The organism is Nonomuraea rhizosphaerae, assembly GCF_019396405.1.
Lineage (GTDB): Bacteria > Actinomycetota > Actinomycetes > Streptosporangiales > Streptosporangiaceae > Nonomuraea > Nonomuraea rhizosphaerae.
In genome coordinates, this window is the sequence record NZ_JAHKRL010000246.1 from 1 (window position 1) to 19562 (window position 19562).

The window sequence follows — 19562 nt, forward strand, 5'->3', positions numbered from 1 at the left end:
CTGGAGTTTATAGGGGGAGGGCGACAAGGAGGGATGCGAGGCATCCCTCCTTGTCGACTCAGCCGTTCGTGGGGAAGCCCAGGTTCACCCCGCCGTGCGAGGGGTCGAGCCACCGGGAGGTGACGACCTTGCCACGGGTGTAGAAGTGGACGCCCTCGGTGCCGTGCACGTGCGTGTCGCCGAACAGCGAGGACTTCCAGCCGCCGAAGCTGTAGAACGCCATCGGCACCGGGATCGGCACGTTGACGCCGATCATGCCGACCTCGACCTCGTTCTGGAAGCGCCGGGCCGCGCCGCCGTCGTTGGTGAAGATCGCGGTGCCGTTGCCGTACTGGCCGCCGTTGATCAGCTCCAGCCCCTCCTCGTACGAGCCGACGCGCACGACGCTCAGCACCGGGCCGAAGATCTCCTCGGTGTGCACCCGCGAGCCCGCCGGCACGTGGTCGAGCACCGTCGGCCCGAGCCAGAAGCCGGGAGCCTGCGACGCCTTGCCGCCGCCCAGCACGGCCGTCTCGCGGCCGTCCACGACCAGCTTGGCGCCCTCTTCGACGCCGAGGTCCAGGTAGGAGGCGACCTTGTCGCGGTGCGCCTCGGTGACCAGCGGCCCCATCTGGGACGCCGGGTCGCTGCCCGGCCCGATCACCAGCTTGTCCACGCGCTCGACGATCTTCTGCACCAGCTCGTCGCCGACCGGGTCCACGGCCAGCACGACGGAGATCGCCATGCAGCGCTCACCGGCCGAGCCGAAGCCCGCCGACACGGCCGAGTCGGCGACCAGGTCGAGGTCGGCGTCGGGCAGCACCAGCATGTGGTTCTTGGCGCCGCCGAGCGCCTGGACCCGCTTGCCGTGGCCGGTGCCGGTCTCGTACACGTACCTGGCGATCGGGGTGGAGCCGACGAACGAGACGCCGCGCACGTCGGGGTGCTCCAGCAGCCGGTCCACGGCGACCTTGTCGCCCTGCACGACGTTGAAGACGCCGTCGGGCAGCCCGGCCTCCTGCCAGAGCCGCGCCATGAGCAGCGACGCCGACGGGTCCTTCTCCGACGGCTTCAGCACGAACGTGTTGCCGCAGGCGATCGCGATCGGGTACATCCACATCGGCACCATGGCCGGGAAGTTGAACGGGGTGATCCCGGCGACGACGCCGAGCGGCTGCCGCAGCGAGTAGGAGTCGACCCGGGTCGAGACGCCCTCGGAGAAGCCGCCCTTGAGCAGGTGCGGGATCCCGCAGGCGAACTCCACGACCTCCAGCCCGCGGGCCACCTCGCCGAGCGCGTCGGAGTGCACCTTGCCGTGCTCGGCGGAGATCAGCGCGGCCAGCTCGTCGCGGTGGGCGTACATCAGCTCGCGGAAGCGGAACAGCACCTGCGCCCGCTTGACCAGCGACGCGTCCCGCCAGGCCGGGAAGGCCGCGACGGCGGCGGCCACGGCCGCGTCCACGTCCTGGGCGGACGCGAGCGCGACCTGGCCGCTGACCTGGCCGGTCGCCGGGTCGAAGATGTCCTGGGAACGGCTGTCGCCGTCCGCGAGCTCTCCGTTGATCCAGTGTCTGACGGACTTCACTGAGTCGCTGCCTCCGCGTTGTCGGTTTCCTGTGCTGCTGCGGCTTCCTGGGCGATGGTCTCAAGCGCGTGCACGATGATGCTCAGCCCCTCGGAGGCCTCCTCCACGGTGAGCGTGAGCGGCGGGGCCATGCGGATGGCGGTGCCGTACAGGCCGCCCTTGCCGGCGAGCAGGCCCGCCTTCTTGGTCTCCTCCATGAACCTCGCGCACTGCGCCGGGCTCTCCAGCTCGACGGCGAACATCAGGCCCTTGCCCCGCACGCCCTTGATGATCGGCAGCCGCCGCGCCGCCTCGTGCAGCCCGTCGAGGATGATCTTGCCGGTCCTGGCGGCGTTGGCCTGGAGGTCGTGGTCGAGCACGTAGTCGAGCGTGGCGTTGGCGGCGGCCATGGAGATCGGGTTGCCGCCGAACGTGGACAGCCCCACGGCGGGCAGGCCGTCCAGCAGGTCGCCGCGCGCCACGATCCCGCCGACCGCGAACCCGTTGCCCAGGCCCTTGGCGAAGGTCATCATGTCCGGCGTCACGCCGTGGTTCTGGATGCCGAAGAACGCGCTGCCCGTACGGCCCCAGCCGGTCTGCACCTCGTCGGAGATGAACAGGATGCCCTGCTCGTCCAGCACCTCCTTGTACGCGGCGAACAGCCCGTCCGGCGCCATCGTGAACCCGCCCACGCCCTGGATCGGCTCGGCGATCAGCGCGGCCACGTCACTGGAGACGGCCGTGGCCAGCAGGTGGCGCAGGTCGTCGACGCAGGCCGCGATGTAGTCGGCGTCCGACATGCCCTTGAACTGGGTCAGGTGCCGGTCCGCGCCGTGCAGGAAGTGCACGTTCAGGGGGGAGAGCGAGTTGTTCTTCCAGGAGCGGTTGGAGGTGACGCTGATCGCGCCGAAGCTGCGGCCGTGGTAGCTCTGCCGCATGGCCAGGACCTGGTCGGTCTTGCGCGCGTACGTGGCCAGCAGCAGCGCGGTCTCGTTGGCCTCGGTGCCGGAGTTGGTGAAGAAGACCTTGGCGTCGGGGATGCCGGAGACCCTGGCGATCTTCTCGGCCAGCTCGATCTGGCCGCGCAGCAGGTACACCGTGCTGGTGTGGACGACGCCCGTGGCGAGCTGCCGCTCGACGGCCTCGCGCACCTCGGGCACGTCGTACCCGATCATGTTGGTGAGGATCCCGGCGAAGAAGTCGAGATAGCTCTTGCCATCGGCGTCGACGACCCGGTTGCCCTTGCCGCTGACGATCTCGATGGGCTCGTTGTAGTTGAGTGCGACCCAGTTGGGAATCACTGCCCGGTGGCGGGCGAGAAGCTCCGACATGCTCCGAGTATCGCGGCTCGTCATCACCCCTCCCACCTGCAACCTGTCGGCATGCCTCGACATCCCCTTACAGGGTGTTACGCACGCACTCTATGTCATGACATTAGGACTTACAAATCCGGCCCCATGCCCTCCCCTTAGGGGATGTCCCGTCCGTCTGCAGGCGTACGACTACCTCCGCCGGTACGCCGCCAGACGCACCACGAATGCCCACCGGCGGCCGACGACCAGGCATGCCCCGCTCCCCCACCATCGAGTCATCACCGGAAACGCCCCGAAGGAGCGGACATGACCATCACCGCGGACCGCCACACCGTCACCTACCCCGCCGTCCACCCCGGCCCCCCGAAGCTGGACCGCCAGCAGCTGCGCCAGGCCCAGCAGGACACCCTCGACACCCCGCGCATGCAGTACAGCCTGCTGGCGAAAATGATGTTCAAGCCCGTGGACCTCATGTACGGGAAACAGGGCTCCTACACCAAGTTCGCCATGCTGGAGACCATCGCCCGCGTGCCGTACCAGGCGTGGGAGCGCATGGGCTACTGGGCCGTGCACCGCCACGCCGGCCGTTCGGCCCTGGCCAGGCGGGTCTTCGAGCGCATCGTGGAGGCGCGCGCCGACCAGGACAACGAGCAGTGGCACCTGCTGATCATGCAGGACCTCGTCCAGCGGAACGGGCACAAGCAGAACTGGCTGCTGCACCGGATGGCGCCGTGGATCATCTCGTTCTTCTACTACCACGTGTCATGGGTGCTGTTCCTGGTCAGGCCCGACTGGAGCTACCGGCTGAACGCGGAGTTCGAGGACCACGCCGAGCACGAGTACATGACGTTCGTGGCCGAGAACCCGGACCTGGAGCTGGTGCCGGACCCCGGCACGTACGCCGCCGAGTACGGCTACCACCGCTCGGTCGCCGACCTGCTGCGACAGGTCGGCCACGACGAGCGGACGCACAAGCTGGACAGCCTGGAGGCCATGCAGGAGCCCCGCATCCGCTGAGGCCTCAGGGCGACGCCGGCGCGGGCTCGGCCGGGGTGTCGACGGGCGCGGGCGGCCGGAGCACCGCCAGCGCCAGCAGCGCCGCCGCCACGCAGAACGCTCCCCCCACCCACGACCCGAAGTGCATCGCGTCGGTGAAGGCGGACCTGGCCGGCTCCACGAACCCGAGCTGGAAGGCCGACCCGATCGACTCCTTGGCGGCCTCGGGCACGTCCGAGGGCATGGACGAGGTGAACACCCCGGCCAGCACGCTGCCCAGGATCGCGATGCTCATGGCCATGCCGACCTGCTGGACCGTGTCGTTCAGCGCCGAGCCGACACCGGCGTGCTCGATCGGGATGGCCCCCATCAGCGAGGCGTACGCGGCCGGACCGGCGAGGCCCCCACCCACACCCATCACCAGCAGCCCGACAAGCAGCGGCACGTACCCGGCGGTGGTGGCCAGCACGACGAACCCGCCGGCCATGACCACGAGCCCGCTCGCGATCAGCGCCCGGTTGCTCACCTTCTGCCCGAGCGCGGCGCCGAGCCCGTTGAAGACGGCGGCGGCGATCGCGTACGGCAGCAGCGCGAGCCCGGCCTGCATGGGCCCGTACCCGAGCACGAACTGCAGGTACTGGGTCAGCATCAGCATCACGGCCCCGGCCCCGAACGACATCAGCAGGATGGAGAACGAGGCCCCGCTGAAGTTCCGGTTCCTGAACAGCTCCAGCGGCAGCATCGGGTGCGCCGAGCGCCGCTCCCAGATCACGAACGCCCCCAGGAAGACCACGGCGATCGTGATGCCGACGGGGTTCCACTCGCGCTCGATGATGACGTACACGGCCGCGGTCAGCCCGACGATCGACAGCAGCACGCCCAGGGGGTCGATCCTGCGTCCGGGGCTGCGGGTCTCGGGCATCAGCGTCACGGCGGCGACGACGGCCACGGCGGCGATGGGGATGTTCAGCAGGAACACCGAGCCCCACCAGTAGTGGTCGAGCAGGAAGCCGCCCAGCGTGGGCCCGGCGATGACGCCGACCATGGCGACGGCGCTCCAGGCGGCCATGGCCTTGCGGCGCTCGGACTCGTCGAAGACGGTCATCAGGATCGACAGCGTGGACGGCATCAGCAGCGACCCGCCGACGCCCATCAGGGCCCGCGAGCCGATGAGCTGCCACGGCTCGGTCGAGAGCACGGCCAGCAGTGACGCGCCGCCGAAGAACACCAGGCCGATGATCAGGAAGCGGCGGCGGCCGAACCGGTCGGACAGGCTGCCCGCGGTGAGCAGCAGCCCGGCGAAGGCCAGCACGTACGCGTCGATGATCCACTGGATGTCACCGGGACTCGCCCCCAGGTCCTTGATCAGCTTCGGGATCGCCAGGTTGAGGACGGTGTTGTCCACCACAAGCACTAACAGGGACAGGCATAGGACTACGAGAATCCACCAGCGCCGGGGGTCTCGTACAGTGTTCGATTCCACTCGCACACTGTACGACAGGACTCGTACAGTGTGCGAGTGGATTTATCCTGGGGCGGTGACCAGCAAGCCGTTCAACTCCGTGTGGTTCCGCGAGCCTCGCAAAGTGGCCAGCCCCGGCCGCAGCCGCGAGGAGATCGTCAGGGCCGCCATGGAGCTGCTCGACTCCGAGGGCATCGACGGCCTGAGCATGCGCAAGCTCGGCGCCAAGCTCATGTCGGGCGCGACCAGCCTCTACTGGTACGTGGCCAACAAGGACGAGCTGCTGGAGCTGGTCTACGACGAGATCTGGGGCGAGATCGCCGTCCCCGACCCCGAGACGGTCGGCTGGCGCAACGCCGTCTCGGTCATGGCGCACAGCATGCGTCAGGTGATGCTGCGCCACCCGTGGTCGGCCGACCTCATCGGCCACATGCCCGCCCTCGGCCCCCAGGCGCTCACGGTCGCCGACCGGACGCGCAGGGCGTTCAAGCTGGCCGGCTTCACCGGGCTCGACATCGACTACGCGAACGGGACGCTCACCGCGTACGTGTTCGGCATGACGATCCCGCAGATCGCGTGGAACGCGGCGATGGCCGACAGCGACTACGACAGCCAGGCCCTGGCCGACCAGGTCGCCATGGCCGCCGCCGACTTCCCCGACCTCCTCGAAGGCATCCGCGCCGACCAGTACGAGGATCCGGGCACGGTCCGCGAGCTCGCCTTCGACTTCGGCCTGGTGTCGGTGCTCGACGGCCTTGAGAGGCGGCTGGCGAAGTAGCAGGATCCTGTCATGAGCGATTTCCGTGCCGCACGTGACCTCCTTCTCGGCGCCGACTACCCGACCGCCCGTCGTGACTTCCGCTGGCCGCGGGCGGCCGAGTTCAACTGGGCGCTCGACTGGTTCGACGGCGTGCTGGCCGCCGAGACCCCGGACGCGGTCGCACTGAAGATCGTCGGCAGGGTCTCGTACACGTTCGCCGAGCTGTCGGCCCGCTCCAACCAGGTGGCGAACTGGCTGCGCGAGCAGGGCGTGAGCCGCGGCGACCGGATCCTGCTCATGCTGGGCAACCAGGCCGAGCTGTGGGAGTCGCTGCTGGCGGCCATGAAGCTGGGCGCGGTGATCATCCCGGCGACGACGCTGCTGACCGCCAAGGACATCACCGAACGCGTCGAGCGCGGCGACGTGGCGCACGTGATCGCCAACGCCTCGGACGCCGGCAAGTTCGACGCCGAGGGCGGCTGCACCAGGATCGCCGTGGGCGACGCGTACGGCTGGCTGCCCTACGCCGAGTCCCGCGAGGCCGGCTCCGCCTTCACCCCCGACGCCCCGACCCGCGCCGACGACACCCTCCTGCTCTACTTCACCTCGGGCACCACCTCCCGCCCCAAGCTGGTCGAGCACACGCACGCGTCCTATCCGGCGGGCCATCTGTCCACGATGTTCTGGATCGGGCTGCGGCCCGGCGACGTGCATCTCAACGTGTCGTCGCCCGGGTGGGCCAAACACGCGTGGAGCAACGTGTTCGCCCCGTGGAACGCGGGCGCGACCGTGCTCATCCACGACTACCAGCGCTTCTCCGCCGTCGCCCTGCTGGAGGTGCTGCGCGACGAGCGGGTGACGACGTTCTGCGCGCCGCCGACGGTGTGGCGGATGCTGATCCAGGAGGACCTGAGCGCGTGGCGGCTGCCGCTGCGCACGGCGGTGGCCGCGGGCGAGCCGCTCAACCCCGAGATCATCGACCAGGTGGCCAAGGCGTGGGGCCTGACGATCCGCGACGGCTACGGTCAGACCGAGACGACGGCCCAGATCGGCAACGTCCCCGACCAGCCGGTCAAGCCCGGCTCGATGGGACGCCCGCTCCCCGGGTACGAGATCGTGCTGCTGGACCCGGTCACCGGCGAGGAGGGCGAGGACGGGGAGATCTGCCTGCCGCTCGACGACCGCCGCCCGCTAGGCCTGATGTCTGGATATGTCGGTGGCACGTCGGAGGCGATGCGCGACGGCCACTACCACACGGGCGACGTCGCCACCCGTGACGCCGACGGCTACATCACCTATGTCGGCCGGACCGACGACGTCTTCAAGGCCTCCGACTACCGCATCTCGCCCTTCGAGCTGGAGAGCGTCCTGCTGGAGCACGAGGCCGTGGCCGAGGCCGCCGTGGTGCCCGCCCCCGATCCCGTACGACTGGCCGTGCCCAAGGCCTACGTGACGCTCGCGCCTGGGTTCGAGGCGGACGAGGCGACGGCCCGCTCGATCTTCGAGCACTCGCGGCGCGAGCTGGCGCCCTACAAGCGAGTGCGCAGGCTGGAGTTCGGGGAGCTGCCGAAGACCATCTCCGGCAAGATCCGGCGGGTGGAGCTGCGCGCGCAGGAGCCCGCACGGGAGTACCGGGAGGACGAGCTCGGCACGTGAGCGCGAGCGCCGACCGTCACCTTGTAAAGGGACATACCTATCAAACTGTAACAGGGTGCCTAGACGATCTTACAAGCTGATCGGCTAGGCTCGGGCGCGTGCTCCCCACCATCGCCGACGTCCTGGCTCTGGACACCGTCCGCCGCGGCAGCCCGCGCGTGGTGGCGGGCGACGACCGGCTGGACACCAAGGTGCGCTGGGTGCACGTGGGCGAGATCGCCGACATCGCCCACCTGCTGCGGGGCGGGGAGCTGGTGCTCACCACGGGGGTGGCGCTGCCCGAGGACCCCGAGAAGCTCGCCGACTACATCGGCGAGCTTTCCGCTGTGGGCGCCTCCGGGCTGATCGTCGAGCTGGGCCGCAGGTTCGTACGGGAGCTGCCACGCGCGGTCGTCAAGGCGGCGGAGGAGCACGGGCTGCCGCTGATCGTGCTGACCCGCGAGACGCCGTTCGTGCAGATCACCGAGTCGGTGCACGCGCGGATCATCGACATCCAGCTGGAGGAGCTGCGGGCCTCGGAGCAGTTGCACGAGGTGTTCACCGAGCTGTCGGTCGAGGGGGCCTCGCCCGCCGAGGTGCTCGCCCAGGTCGCGCGCCTGTCCAGCCGCCCCGTCCTGCTGGAGAACCTCGCCCACCAGGTGCTCGCCTGCGAGTCCGCGGGCCGCGACGCCGGATCGCTGCTGGCCGGCTGGGAGACCAGGTCGCGGGCGGTCGCCCCGGCCGGGCGGACGGCCTACGACGTCGCCTCGGGCTGGCTGGTCACCACCGTCGGCGCGCGCGGGCAAGACTGGGGCAGGCTGATCCTGTTCTGCGACGCCCCGCCGTCGCCGCGCGACCTGGTGCTCGCCGAGCGCGCCGCCACCACGCTCGCCCTGGGCCGCCTCCTCGAACGCCACCAGGAGTCCCTGGAGCGCCAGGCCCACGGCACGATCATCACCGGCATCCTCACTCACGCCTACGCCGACCCCGAGGAGGCCGCCGCCCGCGCCCGCGCCGTCGGCGTGCCGCTCACCGGGCGCCGGCTGATCAGCGTCGTCATCCGCCCGACCGAGCCCGTCGAGCAGGCCCTCGACGGGCAGGCGCAGCTCGGCGAGCTGGCCGAGGCCACCGCCGCCGCCTGCCGCGACGCCCGCCTGCCCGCCCTCGTGGGCGCGCTCGACCAGGACCGGATCGGCGTCCTGCTCCCGCTGCCGCCGCGCTCGGCCGCCGAGCCCGCGCTGACCGCGCTGTCGGAGCGGCTGCGCGTGCTGTGGAAGCCCGGCGCCGCGTTCGTGCTGGCCTCGGGCTCGGTGGTGGAGTCGATCAGGGACGTACGGCGCAGCTTCCTCGAAGCCGAGCAGGTGGCCGACGTGGCCGTGCGCCAGCCCGACGGCCGGGCCTTCTACCGGCTGCCCGACCTGCGGCTGCGCGGGCTGCTCCACCTGCTGCGCGACGACGCCAGGCTGCAGACGTTCGCCGAGCGCGAGCTGGGGCCGCTGCTCGCGCACGACGCCCAGCGGGGCGGCGACCTGACCCGCATCCTGCGGATATACCTGGACGCGGGGCGCAACAAGGCGGTCGCCGCGCAGAAGGCGCACCTGTCCCGGCCCGCCTTCTACGACCGGCTGCGCCGCCTGGAGCGCATCCTGGAGACCGACCTGGACGACGTCGAGTCGTGCCTGTCGCTGCACGTGGCGCTGCTGGCGCTGGAGTCCTTCCGCCGCGACAGCCGCTGACCCCGAGAAGGACCACCGCCGCCGCACGCCCATCACCCCCGCCGGATGCCCGCACGCCAGAGAGCCGCACGTCAGAAGCCCATCGCCGCGCGCACCTCGTCCAGGATAACGATCGCTCGCTCCCGCGCCCGCTCGTTCCCCTCCCGCAGCACCTGCCGGACATCGGCCTCGGTGTGCTCGCGCCGCCGCTTCCTGATCGGCCGCAGGAACTCGTTGACCGCCTCGGTGACCAGCCGTTTCAACGCCGCCGCCCCGCCGTCCCCGATCTCCTCGGCGATGGACTCGGGCGAGCGGCCGAGGCACAGCCCGCCCAGCGTGAGCAGGTTGGCGACCTCGGGCCGCCGCTCCTCGTCGTAGGTGATCAGCCGCTCGGCGTCCGTACGGGCCTTGCGGATCAGCGCGGCCGTCTCGTCCTCGGTCGCGGACAGGTGTACGGCGTTGCCGCGGCTCTTGCTCATCTTGCCGCCGTCGAGCCCCTTGAGCAGCGGCCGCACGCCCATCATGGCCTCGGGCACCGGGAAGACCGGCCCGTAGCGCTCGTTGAAGCGCCGCGCCACCAGCCGCGCGACCTCGACGTGCGGAAGCTGGTCCTTGCCGACCGGCACCAGCGTGCCCTTGCAGAACAGGATGTCGGCCGCCTGGTGCACCGGATAGGTGAACATCAGCCCGCTGACCGCCTGCTGCGAGCTGTGCGCGATCTCGTCCTTGACGGTCGGGTTGCGCTGCAGCTCCGCCACCGACACCAGGCTCAGGAACGGCAGCAGCAACTGGTTCAGCTCGGGGACGGCGCTGTGCTGGAAGATCGTCACCCTGGCCGGGTCAAGACCGATGGCCAGGTAGTCGAGCAGCAGCTCGGTGATGTTGCGCTGGATCTCCCCCGGCAGGTCCCTGTCGGTGATCACCTGGTAGTCGGCGATCAGCACGTACATGGTGTGGCTGTCCTGCAAGGCGACGCGATTGGCCAGCGTGCCGAAGTAGTGGCCCAGGTGGAGCGGCCCCGTGGGGCGGTCTCCGGTGAGCACGACGTGGTCCATGGCGGTTCCTTTCCTCAGGTGATGCCGCCCTGAGGGAACCCCTCCTACGCGTCGGGCCCCCGTGAGGACGGCCCGGACATGTGGAGATCAGCGGCCGTCTGTCGGCCGCCACCACATGCTGACGCGTGTCATACCCCCATTGTAGACGCGGGCCGTACGGAGCCGGAACCGTACGGCCCGCGTCTCACTCCTGGTGACGACGGGGTTTGTCGTCCGGATCGGTGAACATCACCCACGCCCGCGGGCGGGTGGCGAACACGCCGAGGATGAACCCGAGAACGACGCTCGCGATGATCACAAGGAGGATGTTCAGCCCCATGACGGCTGCCTCTCGGAATGGAATGCCGCTCGGTTGGCGGCCTACCGCAAGGTAACGCCACGCCCACAATGCGCGCAGGAGAATCCCCCGAGGGATGTCAATCTTGTAACCTCTCCAACCGTTTGGCGTGTTCGGCTGACTCGATGACCATGCTCTCGTCAGGATGGGTCGGATGCTTTGCCCGCCCTCTGGAGTTCTCATGTCTCGACGCGCCCTTGCCGCCGGCCTTTCGATGGCCACCGTCCTCACGGCCGCTGCCGTGCCCGCCACGGCGGACGGGCTCGCGGTGACGTTCCCCGCGGCGAAGTTCCCGTTGGGCGTGCCGTCCGTGCCGACCAAGACGGTGACCAGCGTCGCGCCCGGCATCGACCTGTGGGACATCAAGGCCGGCTCCGCCACCGACGGCTACACGGTCACGGTGCTGATGCCGAGCGGCCGCGACTACGGCATGCAGCCGACCGCCGAGGCGAAGGTCGCCGAGGTCGCCGCCACCGGCGAGACCGCCACCATGCAGCAGATCGTCCGGCCGAAGGTCGCCGACGCCCCCTCGCAGACCGTCTACATGGTGCGGGTGGGCCTGTGGAAGCTGGAGGAGAAGGACAAGGCCGCGCAGACGGTCAAGAAGCTCAAGGACGCCGGGATCAAGGCCAAGGTCGACTTCCTCGGCGACGACGGCGCCAAGACCACCGGCCCCTGGGACGTCAAGGTCGTCGTGATCGACGCCAGGAAGTTCCGCGGCTCGTACGGGGCCACGCTCGGCACCAGCGTCGCCAAGCGCGAGACCGTCTCCGCGATGGCCAAGGCGCAGGGCGCCCTCGCCGCCGTGAACGGCGGCTTCTTCAACATCCACACGGCCAAGAACCTGCGCGGCGAGCCGGTCGGCATCTCGATCGTCGGCGGCCGGCTGCTCAGCGAGGCCGTGCCCGGCCGTTCCGCCGTCGTGCTCAAGGGACGTACGGCGCGCGTCACCGAGCTCAAGTCGACGGTGACCGCCATAGCGGGCGGCCAGCGGCTGGCCGTGGCCGGCGTCAACCGGGCCTCGGTGGCCGAGGAGCTGGTCCTCTACACCGAGGAGTACGGCGCCAAGACGCCCGCCGACAACGGCACCGACGTGGTGCTCGACGCCGCCGGCAAGGTCGTCGGCCTGCGCGCCTCGGGCGCGGCGGTGGCGAAGGGCACTCAGGTCCTGCACGGGACCGGGGTCGCCGCCGAGTGGCTGAACGCGAACGGCACCGAGGGCGCGACCATCAGGATCGACACCAAGGTCGTGGACATCCGGGCGGGCCGGGCGCTCAAGCTCACCCCCGACCTCCACGTCATCGGGGGAAATGTCGGTCTTGTCCGCAACGGCCACGTCAAGGTCATGGCCAAGCGCGACGGGCACGACTCGGTGAACATGATCCTGCGCCGCCACCCGCGTACGCTCCTCGGCACCACCAAGAACGGCAGCCTCATCCTGGCCACCATCGACGGCCGCCAGCCCGGCGTGACCGTCGGGGCCAGCTTCATCGAGGCCGCCCAGTTCATGCGGTGGCTGGGCGCCAAGCAGGCGATCAACCTGGACGGGGGCGGCTCCACGGCGATGGTCGTGGGCAGCAAGCTGGTCAACCGCCCCTCGGACGGGCGCGAGCGCGGCGTCGGCGACGCGCTGCTGGTGCTGCCCAGGTAACGGACCGGGCCGGGCCCAACGAATCGGCCGGGCCTGACGGACCGGGCCGGGCCGCACTCGCTCGGGTGTGCGGCCCGGCCCTTTTACTCGCGTAGAACACCCAGCTCACCCGCACGAACCTGCCCGGCCTACCCGCACAGGACCTATCCGGCGGCCCGCTCGGACAGTGGCCGCCGCCTGAGCCCCGCGTCCACCAGCACCTGCGGCTTCCAGGCCCCGTCCACCTGGTACAGGTCCGTCCCCGGCGGCACGATCTCGTCGATCCGGTCGAGAACCGCGTCGTCCAGCGTCACCGAGGCCCCCTTGACCAGCGATTCGAGCTGCTCCATGGTCCGCGGCCCGATGATCACCGACGTCACCGCCGGGTGCGCCGCGCAGAACGCCACCGCCAGCTCCGGCAGCGAGCACCCCACCTCCTCCGCCACCTCGACCAGCCGCTCGACCGCCGCGAACTTGGCGTCGTTCCCCGCGGCGGCCGGGTCGAAGCGCCCCGGCGTGAGCGCCGCCCGCCCGCGCGACAGGTCGACGGCCTCCCCCTGCCGGTAGCGTCCTGTCAGGAACCCGGAGGCCAGCGGACTCCAGGTCAGCACCCCCATCCCGAGCCGCTGACAGACCGGCAGCACGGTCGTCTCGACCCCGCGCGCCAGCAGCGAGTACGGCGGCTGCTCGCTCCTGAACCGCATCAGCCCCCGCCGCTCGGCGACGTGGTAGGCCTCCACGATCTCGTCGGCGGGAAACGTCGAGCACCCGAACGCCCGGATCTTCCCCGCCCGCACCAGGTCCTCCAGCACGGAAAGCGTCTCCTCGACGTCCGTGCGGTGATCAGGCCGGTGCACCTGGTAGAGGTCGATCCATTCGGTGTCCAGCCGCCGCAGGCTCTCCTCGACCTCCTGGACGATCCAGCGCCGCGAATTGCCACTCCGGTTGCGTCCCTCACCCAGCGGGAAATGCACCTTGGTCGCCAGGACGACGTCGTCACGCCGCCCCTTGAGCGCCTTCCCGACGATCTCCTCCGACTCCCCCGTCGAGTACATGTCGGCGGTGTCGACGAAGTTGATCCCCTGGTCGAGGGCCGCGTGAATGATCCGGGCACAATCGTCGTGGTCCTTGTTGCCCACGAAGCCGAACATCATCGCCCCCAGGCAATGAACGCTCACTTCCATGCCGGTGCCACCGAGAACGCGATAACGCATGATCAAGCTCCTTGCCGTCGTACGGGATCACGCGTGGCATCGTAGGAGCTAGAGCCGACTCTAGATCAAGCCCGTAATCTGTACGGCATGCAGGAGACCTTGAGCATCGGGCAGGTGGCGGAGCGCACGGGGCTGAGCGTCCACGCGCTGCGTTTCTACGAGCGGGAGGGCATTCTCGCCCACCCCGTGCGCCGCGCCCCCGGCGGCAACCGCCGCTACACCGAGGACGACGTGGAGTGGCTCACCCTGTGCATCGTCCTGCGCGCCTCCGGCATGCCGGTCCCCTCGATCCGCCGCTACACCGAGCTGGTCAGGGAGGGCGCCGGCAACGAGCGCGACCGTCTCGCCCTGCTGAAGCAGCACCGCGCGGACGTCCAGGTCCAGATGGAGCGGCTCAGCGAGTGCCTGGACCTGATCAACTACAAGGTCGGGGTGTACGAGGACATCCTGGAGGACGTCCTGACCGAGCACCCCTGCGACCCCATGGGGAACTGAGCCGCCTCACCCCTGGCCGGGGATCTCGGCCCCCGACGGCATCCCGTCCGCGACATAGGCGACGTAGTGCTCCTTCCACGGCTCGGCCGTCTCGCTGTGCGGCCCGTCCGACGTCCCGCCCAGCAGGAGCTTGTCGAGCTCGGCCAGGCAGACCTCCCATCCGGCGGCGTTGCGGGCGGCCTCGTTCTGCGCGGTCAGCAGGTTCACCAGCGTGAACGTGCAGCCGCCCGCCCCGTCGGGCTCCAGCTCCAGCCGCAGTTCGTCGGTCCCCCAGCTGAAGGCGAACCGGCGCGGCGGCTCCCACACGAGGATGGTGCCGCTGTCGATCTCGGCGTTCGGGTCGTCGGAGAACTCGATCCTCCCTCCCTGACGCGCCTCCATCGTCACCCGCTGCGGGAACCAGGACGCCATCTCCTCCGGTGAGGTCACCGCCTTCCACACGCGCTCGATCGGGTGCGGGTAGGTGCGCTGGAATCGCACGGCCGGACGGCCGTTGATCTCGATGTACGTTCCGCGGTCCATGTCAGGACTCCCTGTCGCTCTCGGTGGTGTCATCTTCAATCGAGTCGTCTTCGGCCGGGGCGTCGAGGTGGCGCCCCAGGGCGTCCAGCCGCTCGTTCCAGAGCCGCCGGTACGGGGCCAGCCATCGATCGAGCTCGGCGATCGGCTCCAGGTCGATCGCGTAGATGCGACGCTGGGCGTCCTTGCGCACCCGGACCAGACCGGCCGCCCTCAGCACCCGCAGATGCTTGGAGGCCGTGGGCTGGGTGACGCCGAGCGCGTCGACCAGCTCCATGACCGAATGGTCGCGCTCACGCAGCAGATCGAGCACCGCGCGCCGATGGGGATCCACCAGCGCCGCCCAGATGACGTCGCTCATGCCAGTGAACATACCTCAATACGTATATACGAATCAAGGCATGCAAGCGCGTGCGACTTCCACGAACCGCACCACCAGCGGATCCGTCTCCCCTTCCCGCCGGCACATCGCCACCACCGTCCGCGCGTCGGCCGGCTCGATCCGCCGGTAGGCCACCCCCTTGAGCCGCACCCGCCGTACGCTCGCGGGCGCGATCGACACCCCCAGCCCGGCCTCGACCAGCGCGCAGACCGTCTGCCACTCCACCGCGTGCTGCCCGATCCGCGGCTCGAACCCCGCCGCCCGGCACACCCCCACGATCCGCTCGTGCACCGTGGGCCCCGCCTCCGGCCCCAGCAGCACGAACGGCTCCGCCGCCAGCGCCGCGACGGGAACCACCCGCTGCCCGGCGAGATCGTGCCCCACCGGCAGCACCGCCACGAACGGCTCCGACAGCACCGCCTCGGCCACCAGCCCAGGCACGTCCGGCGGCTCCCGCAGCAGCCCGACGTCGATCGAACGCCCCAGCAACGCCGCCACCTGCGGCGCCGTCGTCATCTCGCTGATCCGCACCTCGACCGCCGGATGACGCTCACGGTAGGCCCGCAGCATCCCCGGCAGGATCGTCAGCGCGAGCGACGCCGCGAACCCCACCCGGATCAGCCCCGCCTCCCCACCGCCTGCCCGGCGCGCCGCCTCCAGCCCGTCCGCGACCTCACCCAGCGCCCGCCGGGCGGCGGGCAGCAGCTCCCGCCCCGCCGACGTCAGCACCACCCCGCCCGGCCGGCGCTCGAACAGCGGATGTCCCACCTTCTCCTCCAGCCGCCTGATCTGCTGGCTGAGCGGCGGCTGCGCGATGCCGAGCCGTACGGCGGCCCGCCCGAAGTGCAGCTCCTCGGCCAGCACGGTGAAGGCGTGCAGCTGGTGCAGGGCAAGCTGAGGACGCTCCATACGCGCAGAGATATCACACCCACGTCCGTGACGTGTTGGACATATGACCCCTGCCTGCCTACGGTTCGCCGTATGACAGAACGACGGACGATCTTGAGCGGCTCCACCTTCGAGGAGCGGATCGGCTACGCCCGCGCGGTGGTGGACGGCGACTGGCTGCACGTCTCGGGCACCACTGGGTTCGACTACACGACCATGACGATCTCCGACGACGTCGTCGAGCAGGCCGAACAGACCCTCCGCAACATCGACGCCGCCCTGGGCGAGGCGGGCTGCACGTTCGCCGACGTGGTCCGGGTCCGCTACATGCTGCCGGACCGCGACGACTTCGAGCCGTGCTGGCCCGCTCTCCGCCGCTGCTTCGGCGACGTCCGCCCGGCCGCGACCATGCTGGTCTGCGGCCTCTCCGACCCGCGCATGAAGATCGAGATCGAGGTGTACGCCCGCCTGCGCCACGCGCCATCGACGTGAGCCCCCACGCGGCCTTCTGCCATCGGCGCCACGCGTGCGGGCCGGTCTCCCGGCGCTCGGTGATGCCGAGGAAGCGCGGCTTGAGACGAACCACAGGCCCCCGTCCCGTCACACGCACACAGCCCACAAACAAGGATGGGGCCGATCCGGTCGCCGTCCGCGACCAGATCGGCCCCACATTCGAACGTGGAGGTCGACGGTTGACACTCAGAGCACCGCGCACCCGATCCGCACGGGCACCCGAGCCGAGTACCGCCCCGACTGCGTGTCGTACGCGTAGGCGTAGGCGTTGGCGGGCTTGCCGGGGGCCGAGCAGTCGAACTTGCCGGTCTTGTAGCCGAAGCTGCCGCCCGCGTACCCGCTGTGCGACTTGGCGTTCACGCTGCCGCTCCAGAACACGGCGTCGTTGTGGTTCCACCGGATGACCAGCTTGACCTGGCCCAGGTTGTAGTGGCTGCCGTTCAGCTTGAGGCGCGAGATGTCGTCGACCGAGGTCTTGGTCGCGGTGCCGTCGCCGTTGTCCTTCGGCGGGATCGTGTACTTGGTGATCCACAGCCTGGCCAGGACCTTGCGCGCGTTGCCGGCGGCGTTGTCCGAGGCGGCGAGGGTGCGCTGCGAGTTGACCACGCACACGTCGTCGCCGCTGTAGGCGTTGCGCCAGACGTAGGGGACCTTGCAGGTGTGGGGACCGTAGGCGCCGTTGGTCCAGCGGCTGAACCTGGCGGCGTTGTCGGCGGCGACCTGGTCACGCGTGCCGGGCGCGACGCAGACGAGGTCGGAGGGCCGGCTGACCCGCCAGACGTAACCCTGGCGGCAGGTCTCGGGGCCCGGGTCGGCGGCCGACGTGGTCGTGGTGGCGGAGGCGGCGGAGGCCGGAAGGGCGGCGGCGATACCGGCGACCGCGACGACGGCCAGACCGAGCGAGATGCGCTTCATGACGTGTCCCCTGACAGGTGTGCGCCCCGGTCCGGTGGTTCCTCCGGGGTCGTGCACCTCTGTTATCCGTCCTCCCACCTGCACGTCTCTTTCGCGGCACTGTATAAGATCACGGAAAGTAACTTGTAAGTCGCTCAAGCGGCCTGCAATCCCCACATCTCGGGAGCGTCACCTCCTGTCAACAGGCAACCCCGTGTCCGCCTTCACCACCTTCATCGCGAGATGCGACGTCAGCTGCGCCACCCCCGGCAACCCTGACAACTGCTCCGAGTAGAACCGCTCGTACGCCCCCAGATCGGCCACCGCCACCCGCAGCAGGAAGTCCGGGTCCCCGAACATCCGATGCGCCTCCACGACCTCCGGCATCCCGGCCACCTGCCGCTCGAACTCCGCCACCGTGTCGTGATCCTCGTACCGCATCACCACCGTCACGAACGCCTGGAACCCCCGCCCCACCGCCGCGCCGTCCAGCAACGCCCGATAGCCGCGGATCACTCCGGCCTCCTCCAGCTGCCGCACCCGCCGCAGGCAGGGTGACGGCGTCAACCCCACCCTGTCGGCCAGCTCGGTGTTGCTGAGCCGCCCGTCCCGCTGCAGCTCGTGGAGGATCCTGCGGTCAATCTTGTCCATGACGCAACATCCTGCCACGCAGCCCGCTGCCGCAGCACATACCCACCATCGGCTGCCACCCCGTTTCGACTACCGTCGTGTCTGAACGGAGGTGAGACCACACCATGGACCCGCACCTGATCGTGCTCTTCCTGGGCGTGGACATCCTGCTGATCTGCACCCCGGGCCCGGACATGCTCTACGTGGTGGCCCGCTCCCTCGGCCCCGGCCGCCGCGCCGGCCTCATCGCGGTCGCGGGCATCTGCTGCGGGTACGCCCTGCACACCGTCCTGGCCGCCGCCGGCCTCGCCGCCGCACTCCGCGCCATCCCCGGCGCCCTGCCGATCATCCGGTACGCAGGCGGCGCATATCTGATTTTCCTCGCCGTCCGCACCCTCCTGACCCTGCGCCACCGTGGCACAACCCCCACCGCACCGGCCCCCCAGCCCACCGCCACGGTGCTCCGCCAGAGCATGCTGACAGCCCTGCTCAACCCCAAGGGCCTCCTCCTGTACCTGTCCCTGATGCCGCAGTTCATCACCCCGCAGGCCGCCCTCCCCATCGGCGTCCAACTGGCCGCACTGGGCCTGCTCCACGTCCTCAACTGCGCGATCGGCTACGCCCTCGTCGCCCAGGCCGCCACCCGAGCCGGCCGCGCCCTCACCACCACCCCGAAGGCCACCCGCCGCATGACCGCCATCTCCGGCACCCTCCTGCTGCTGGTCGCCGCAGTAACCTTGAGCCCGCACTGACCTGCGCGACTGTCGTGAGCGGCTCCTCGCTCACCTGGCAAGTTGTACGGGGCTCGTATGGGGGCTTGTGCGCACGGCCGGCGTGGCCGAGGTGGTCACCGACGCGGCGAAAGCGCCGAAGCAGAAGCAACGTGAAACGATGCCGGACCAAGGCAAGTCCGAGCCACTACCGGCCCGACCGCAAGCGAGAACGACACAACCGGGACCGTGCCTAACACCGGACGATGCTCGACCATTCATCGCTGAACGGCCCGTAGCCGCCTCATCGTTCGCAGGGACAGCCTGCGGCGGCAGGGCAGCCCGCTGCCGACCTGGTCCCACCGCAGCCGGGACAGCCCGCGCCGACAGAGCAACTCGCCAATGGCCGGGGCGCCACCGCTGGTGGAACAGCCCACGGCCGGTAAAGCAACCCCGGCTACTGGCAGGGCAGCCTGCCCTCGACTCGGTCACCCCCAACGGCGGCCGCACCACTGACCCCGCGAACCCCTGCGGCCGACGAAGCAGCCCCGCAGCCGCCCCGCTGCGGCCTGGCCACCCCACAACTCGCAGCCGACCGTCCCGGCCACCCGGCAGCGCCGACCACACCAGCAACCCGCACAAGCGGACCGGCAACCCGACAACCCGGCAGCGCGAGCCGAACCGAAACCAGACAACCCCGTAAACGCAGAAAAGGCCCCCGCCATACGGCGTGGGGCCCTTCCTGTCATGCAACGATTGTCCGGCGGTGACCTACTCTCCCACACCCTCCCGAGTGCAGTACCATCGGCGCTGGGAAGCTTAACTTCCGGGTTCGGAATGTAACCGGGTGTTTCCTTCCCGCCATAACCGC

19 protein-coding genes and 1 rRNA gene are annotated in these 19562 nt (G+C 70.1%); 8 read left to right on the forward strand and 12 right to left on the reverse strand.

Annotated features, from left to right (window positions below):
• Positions 1 to 58: 58 nt before the first annotated feature.
• Together KME77_RS12355 and KME77_RS12360 are read right to left on the reverse strand one after the other, a co-directional pair.
• Positions 59 to 1564: a CoA-acylating methylmalonate-semialdehyde dehydrogenase gene (locus tag KME77_RS12355; RefSeq protein ID WP_219466016.1), complete on the reverse strand. Its 1506-nt coding sequence runs from the start codon at positions 1562 to 1564 to the stop codon at positions 59 to 61.
• Entirely contained in the window at positions 1561 to 2874 is a 1314-nt protein-coding gene (locus tag KME77_RS12360; RefSeq protein ID WP_219466029.1) for an aspartate aminotransferase family protein, read from the reverse strand. The genes KME77_RS12355 and KME77_RS12360 overlap by 4 nt, the downstream gene beginning before the upstream one ends.
• Positions 2875 to 3162: 288 nt before the next feature.
• Here KME77_RS12360 and KME77_RS12365 point away from each other — a divergent pair, with 288 nt between their 5' ends.
• Positions 3163 to 3873, forward strand: coding sequence for an alternative oxidase (locus KME77_RS12365; RefSeq protein ID WP_219466033.1), 711 nt, complete (start codon positions 3163 to 3165; stop codon positions 3871 to 3873).
• Positions 3874 to 3877: 4 nt separating this feature from the next.
• Here the strand turns inward: KME77_RS12365 and KME77_RS12370 are convergent, their stop codons facing one another.
• A complete protein-coding gene (locus KME77_RS12370) occupies positions 3878 to 5341 on the reverse strand; it encodes an MFS transporter (RefSeq protein ID WP_308250677.1) in 1464 nt (487 codons plus the stop codon).
• Between the two features lie 49 nt (positions 5342 to 5390).
• Here KME77_RS12370 and KME77_RS29815 point away from each other — a divergent pair, with 49 nt between their 5' ends.
• From KME77_RS29815 to KME77_RS12385, 3 genes are all read left to right on the forward strand, one after another.
• Positions 5391 to 6092: a TetR/AcrR family transcriptional regulator gene (locus KME77_RS29815; protein ID WP_308250678.1), complete on the forward strand. Its 702-nt coding sequence runs from the start codon at positions 5391 to 5393 to the stop codon at positions 6090 to 6092.
• Between the two features lie 12 nt (positions 6093 to 6104).
• Positions 6105 to 7730, forward strand: a complete 1626-nt coding sequence (locus KME77_RS12380; protein ID WP_219466037.1) for an AMP-binding protein — start codon at positions 6105 to 6107, stop codon at positions 7728 to 7730.
• Between the two features lie 98 nt (positions 7731 to 7828).
• Positions 7829 to 9445 carry a PucR family transcriptional regulator gene (locus tag KME77_RS12385; RefSeq protein WP_219466039.1) on the forward strand — a complete coding sequence of 539 codons (1617 nt, stop codon included), beginning with the start codon at positions 7829 to 7831 and terminating at the stop codon, positions 9443 to 9445.
• 71 nt (positions 9446 to 9516) lie between these two features.
• Here the strand turns inward: KME77_RS12385 and trpS are convergent, their stop codons facing one another.
• Positions 9517 to 10479: a tryptophan--tRNA ligase gene (trpS, locus tag KME77_RS12390; RefSeq protein WP_219466041.1), complete on the reverse strand. Its 963-nt coding sequence runs from the start codon at positions 10477 to 10479 to the stop codon at positions 9517 to 9519.
• A 184-nt stretch (positions 10480 to 10663) separates the two neighbouring features.
• Positions 10664 to 10798, reverse strand: coding sequence for a hypothetical protein (locus tag KME77_RS29820; RefSeq protein ID WP_281424109.1), 135 nt, complete (start codon positions 10796 to 10798; stop codon positions 10664 to 10666).
• 199 nt (positions 10799 to 10997) lie between these two features.
• Here KME77_RS29820 and KME77_RS12395 point away from each other — a divergent pair, with 199 nt between their 5' ends.
• A complete protein-coding gene (locus KME77_RS12395; protein WP_219466043.1) occupies positions 10998 to 12467 on the forward strand; it encodes a phosphodiester glycosidase family protein in 1470 nt (489 codons plus the stop codon).
• Positions 12468 to 12610: 143 nt separating this feature from the next.
• Here the strand turns inward: KME77_RS12395 and KME77_RS12400 are convergent, their stop codons facing one another.
• Positions 12611 to 13660 (reverse strand): aldo/keto reductase, encoded by a 1050-nt coding sequence (locus KME77_RS12400; RefSeq protein WP_219466045.1) that lies wholly within the window; start codon positions 13658 to 13660, stop codon positions 12611 to 12613.
• An 87-nt stretch (positions 13661 to 13747) separates the two neighbouring features.
• Here KME77_RS12400 and KME77_RS12405 point away from each other — a divergent pair, with 87 nt between their 5' ends.
• Positions 13748 to 14155 (forward strand): MerR family transcriptional regulator, encoded by a 408-nt coding sequence (locus KME77_RS12405; RefSeq protein WP_219466047.1) that lies wholly within the window; start codon positions 13748 to 13750, stop codon positions 14153 to 14155.
• A 6-nt stretch (positions 14156 to 14161) separates the two neighbouring features.
• Here KME77_RS12405 and KME77_RS12410 read toward each other — a convergent pair whose 3' ends face one another.
• The 3 genes from KME77_RS12410 to KME77_RS12420 are packed head-to-tail and all read right to left on the reverse strand — an operon-like array spanning position 14162 to position 15965.
• On the reverse strand, positions 14162 to 14677 hold the full coding sequence (locus KME77_RS12410) for an SRPBCC family protein (RefSeq protein WP_219466050.1): 516 nt from the start codon (positions 14675 to 14677) through the stop codon (positions 14162 to 14164).
• 1 nt (position 14678) lies between these two features.
• Positions 14679 to 15035, reverse strand: coding sequence for an ArsR/SmtB family transcription factor (locus KME77_RS12415; protein ID WP_219466052.1), 357 nt, complete (start codon positions 15033 to 15035; stop codon positions 14679 to 14681).
• 33 nt (positions 15036 to 15068) lie between these two features.
• Positions 15069 to 15965, reverse strand: a complete 897-nt coding sequence (locus KME77_RS12420; RefSeq protein ID WP_219466055.1) for a LysR family transcriptional regulator — start codon at positions 15963 to 15965, stop codon at positions 15069 to 15071.
• Positions 15966 to 16037: 72 nt separating this feature from the next.
• Here KME77_RS12420 and KME77_RS12425 point away from each other — a divergent pair, with 72 nt between their 5' ends.
• Positions 16038 to 16436 carry a RidA family protein gene (locus KME77_RS12425; RefSeq protein ID WP_219466062.1) on the forward strand — a complete coding sequence of 133 codons (399 nt, stop codon included), beginning with the start codon at positions 16038 to 16040 and terminating at the stop codon, positions 16434 to 16436.
• Between the two features lie 207 nt (positions 16437 to 16643).
• Here KME77_RS12425 and KME77_RS12430 read toward each other — a convergent pair whose 3' ends face one another.
• Both KME77_RS12430 and KME77_RS12435 read right to left on the reverse strand, forming a co-directional pair.
• Complete coding sequence (locus KME77_RS12430) at positions 16644 to 17372, reverse strand: hypothetical protein (RefSeq protein ID WP_219466065.1); 729 nt, start codon at positions 17370 to 17372, stop codon at positions 16644 to 16646.
• Between the two features lie 168 nt (positions 17373 to 17540).
• Positions 17541 to 18002, reverse strand: coding sequence for an Lrp/AsnC family transcriptional regulator (locus KME77_RS12435; RefSeq protein WP_219466068.1), 462 nt, complete (start codon positions 18000 to 18002; stop codon positions 17541 to 17543).
• Positions 18003 to 18106: 104 nt separating this feature from the next.
• Between KME77_RS12435 and KME77_RS12440 the strand changes: the two genes are divergently transcribed.
• Positions 18107 to 18733 carry a LysE family translocator gene (locus KME77_RS12440; protein WP_219466070.1) on the forward strand — a complete coding sequence of 209 codons (627 nt, stop codon included), beginning with the start codon at positions 18107 to 18109 and terminating at the stop codon, positions 18731 to 18733.
• 716 nt (positions 18734 to 19449) lie between these two features.
• Here the strand turns inward: KME77_RS12440 and rrf are convergent.
• Positions 19450 to 19562: ribosomal RNA gene (gene rrf, locus KME77_RS12445) — 5S ribosomal RNA — on the reverse strand; the annotation flags it as partial.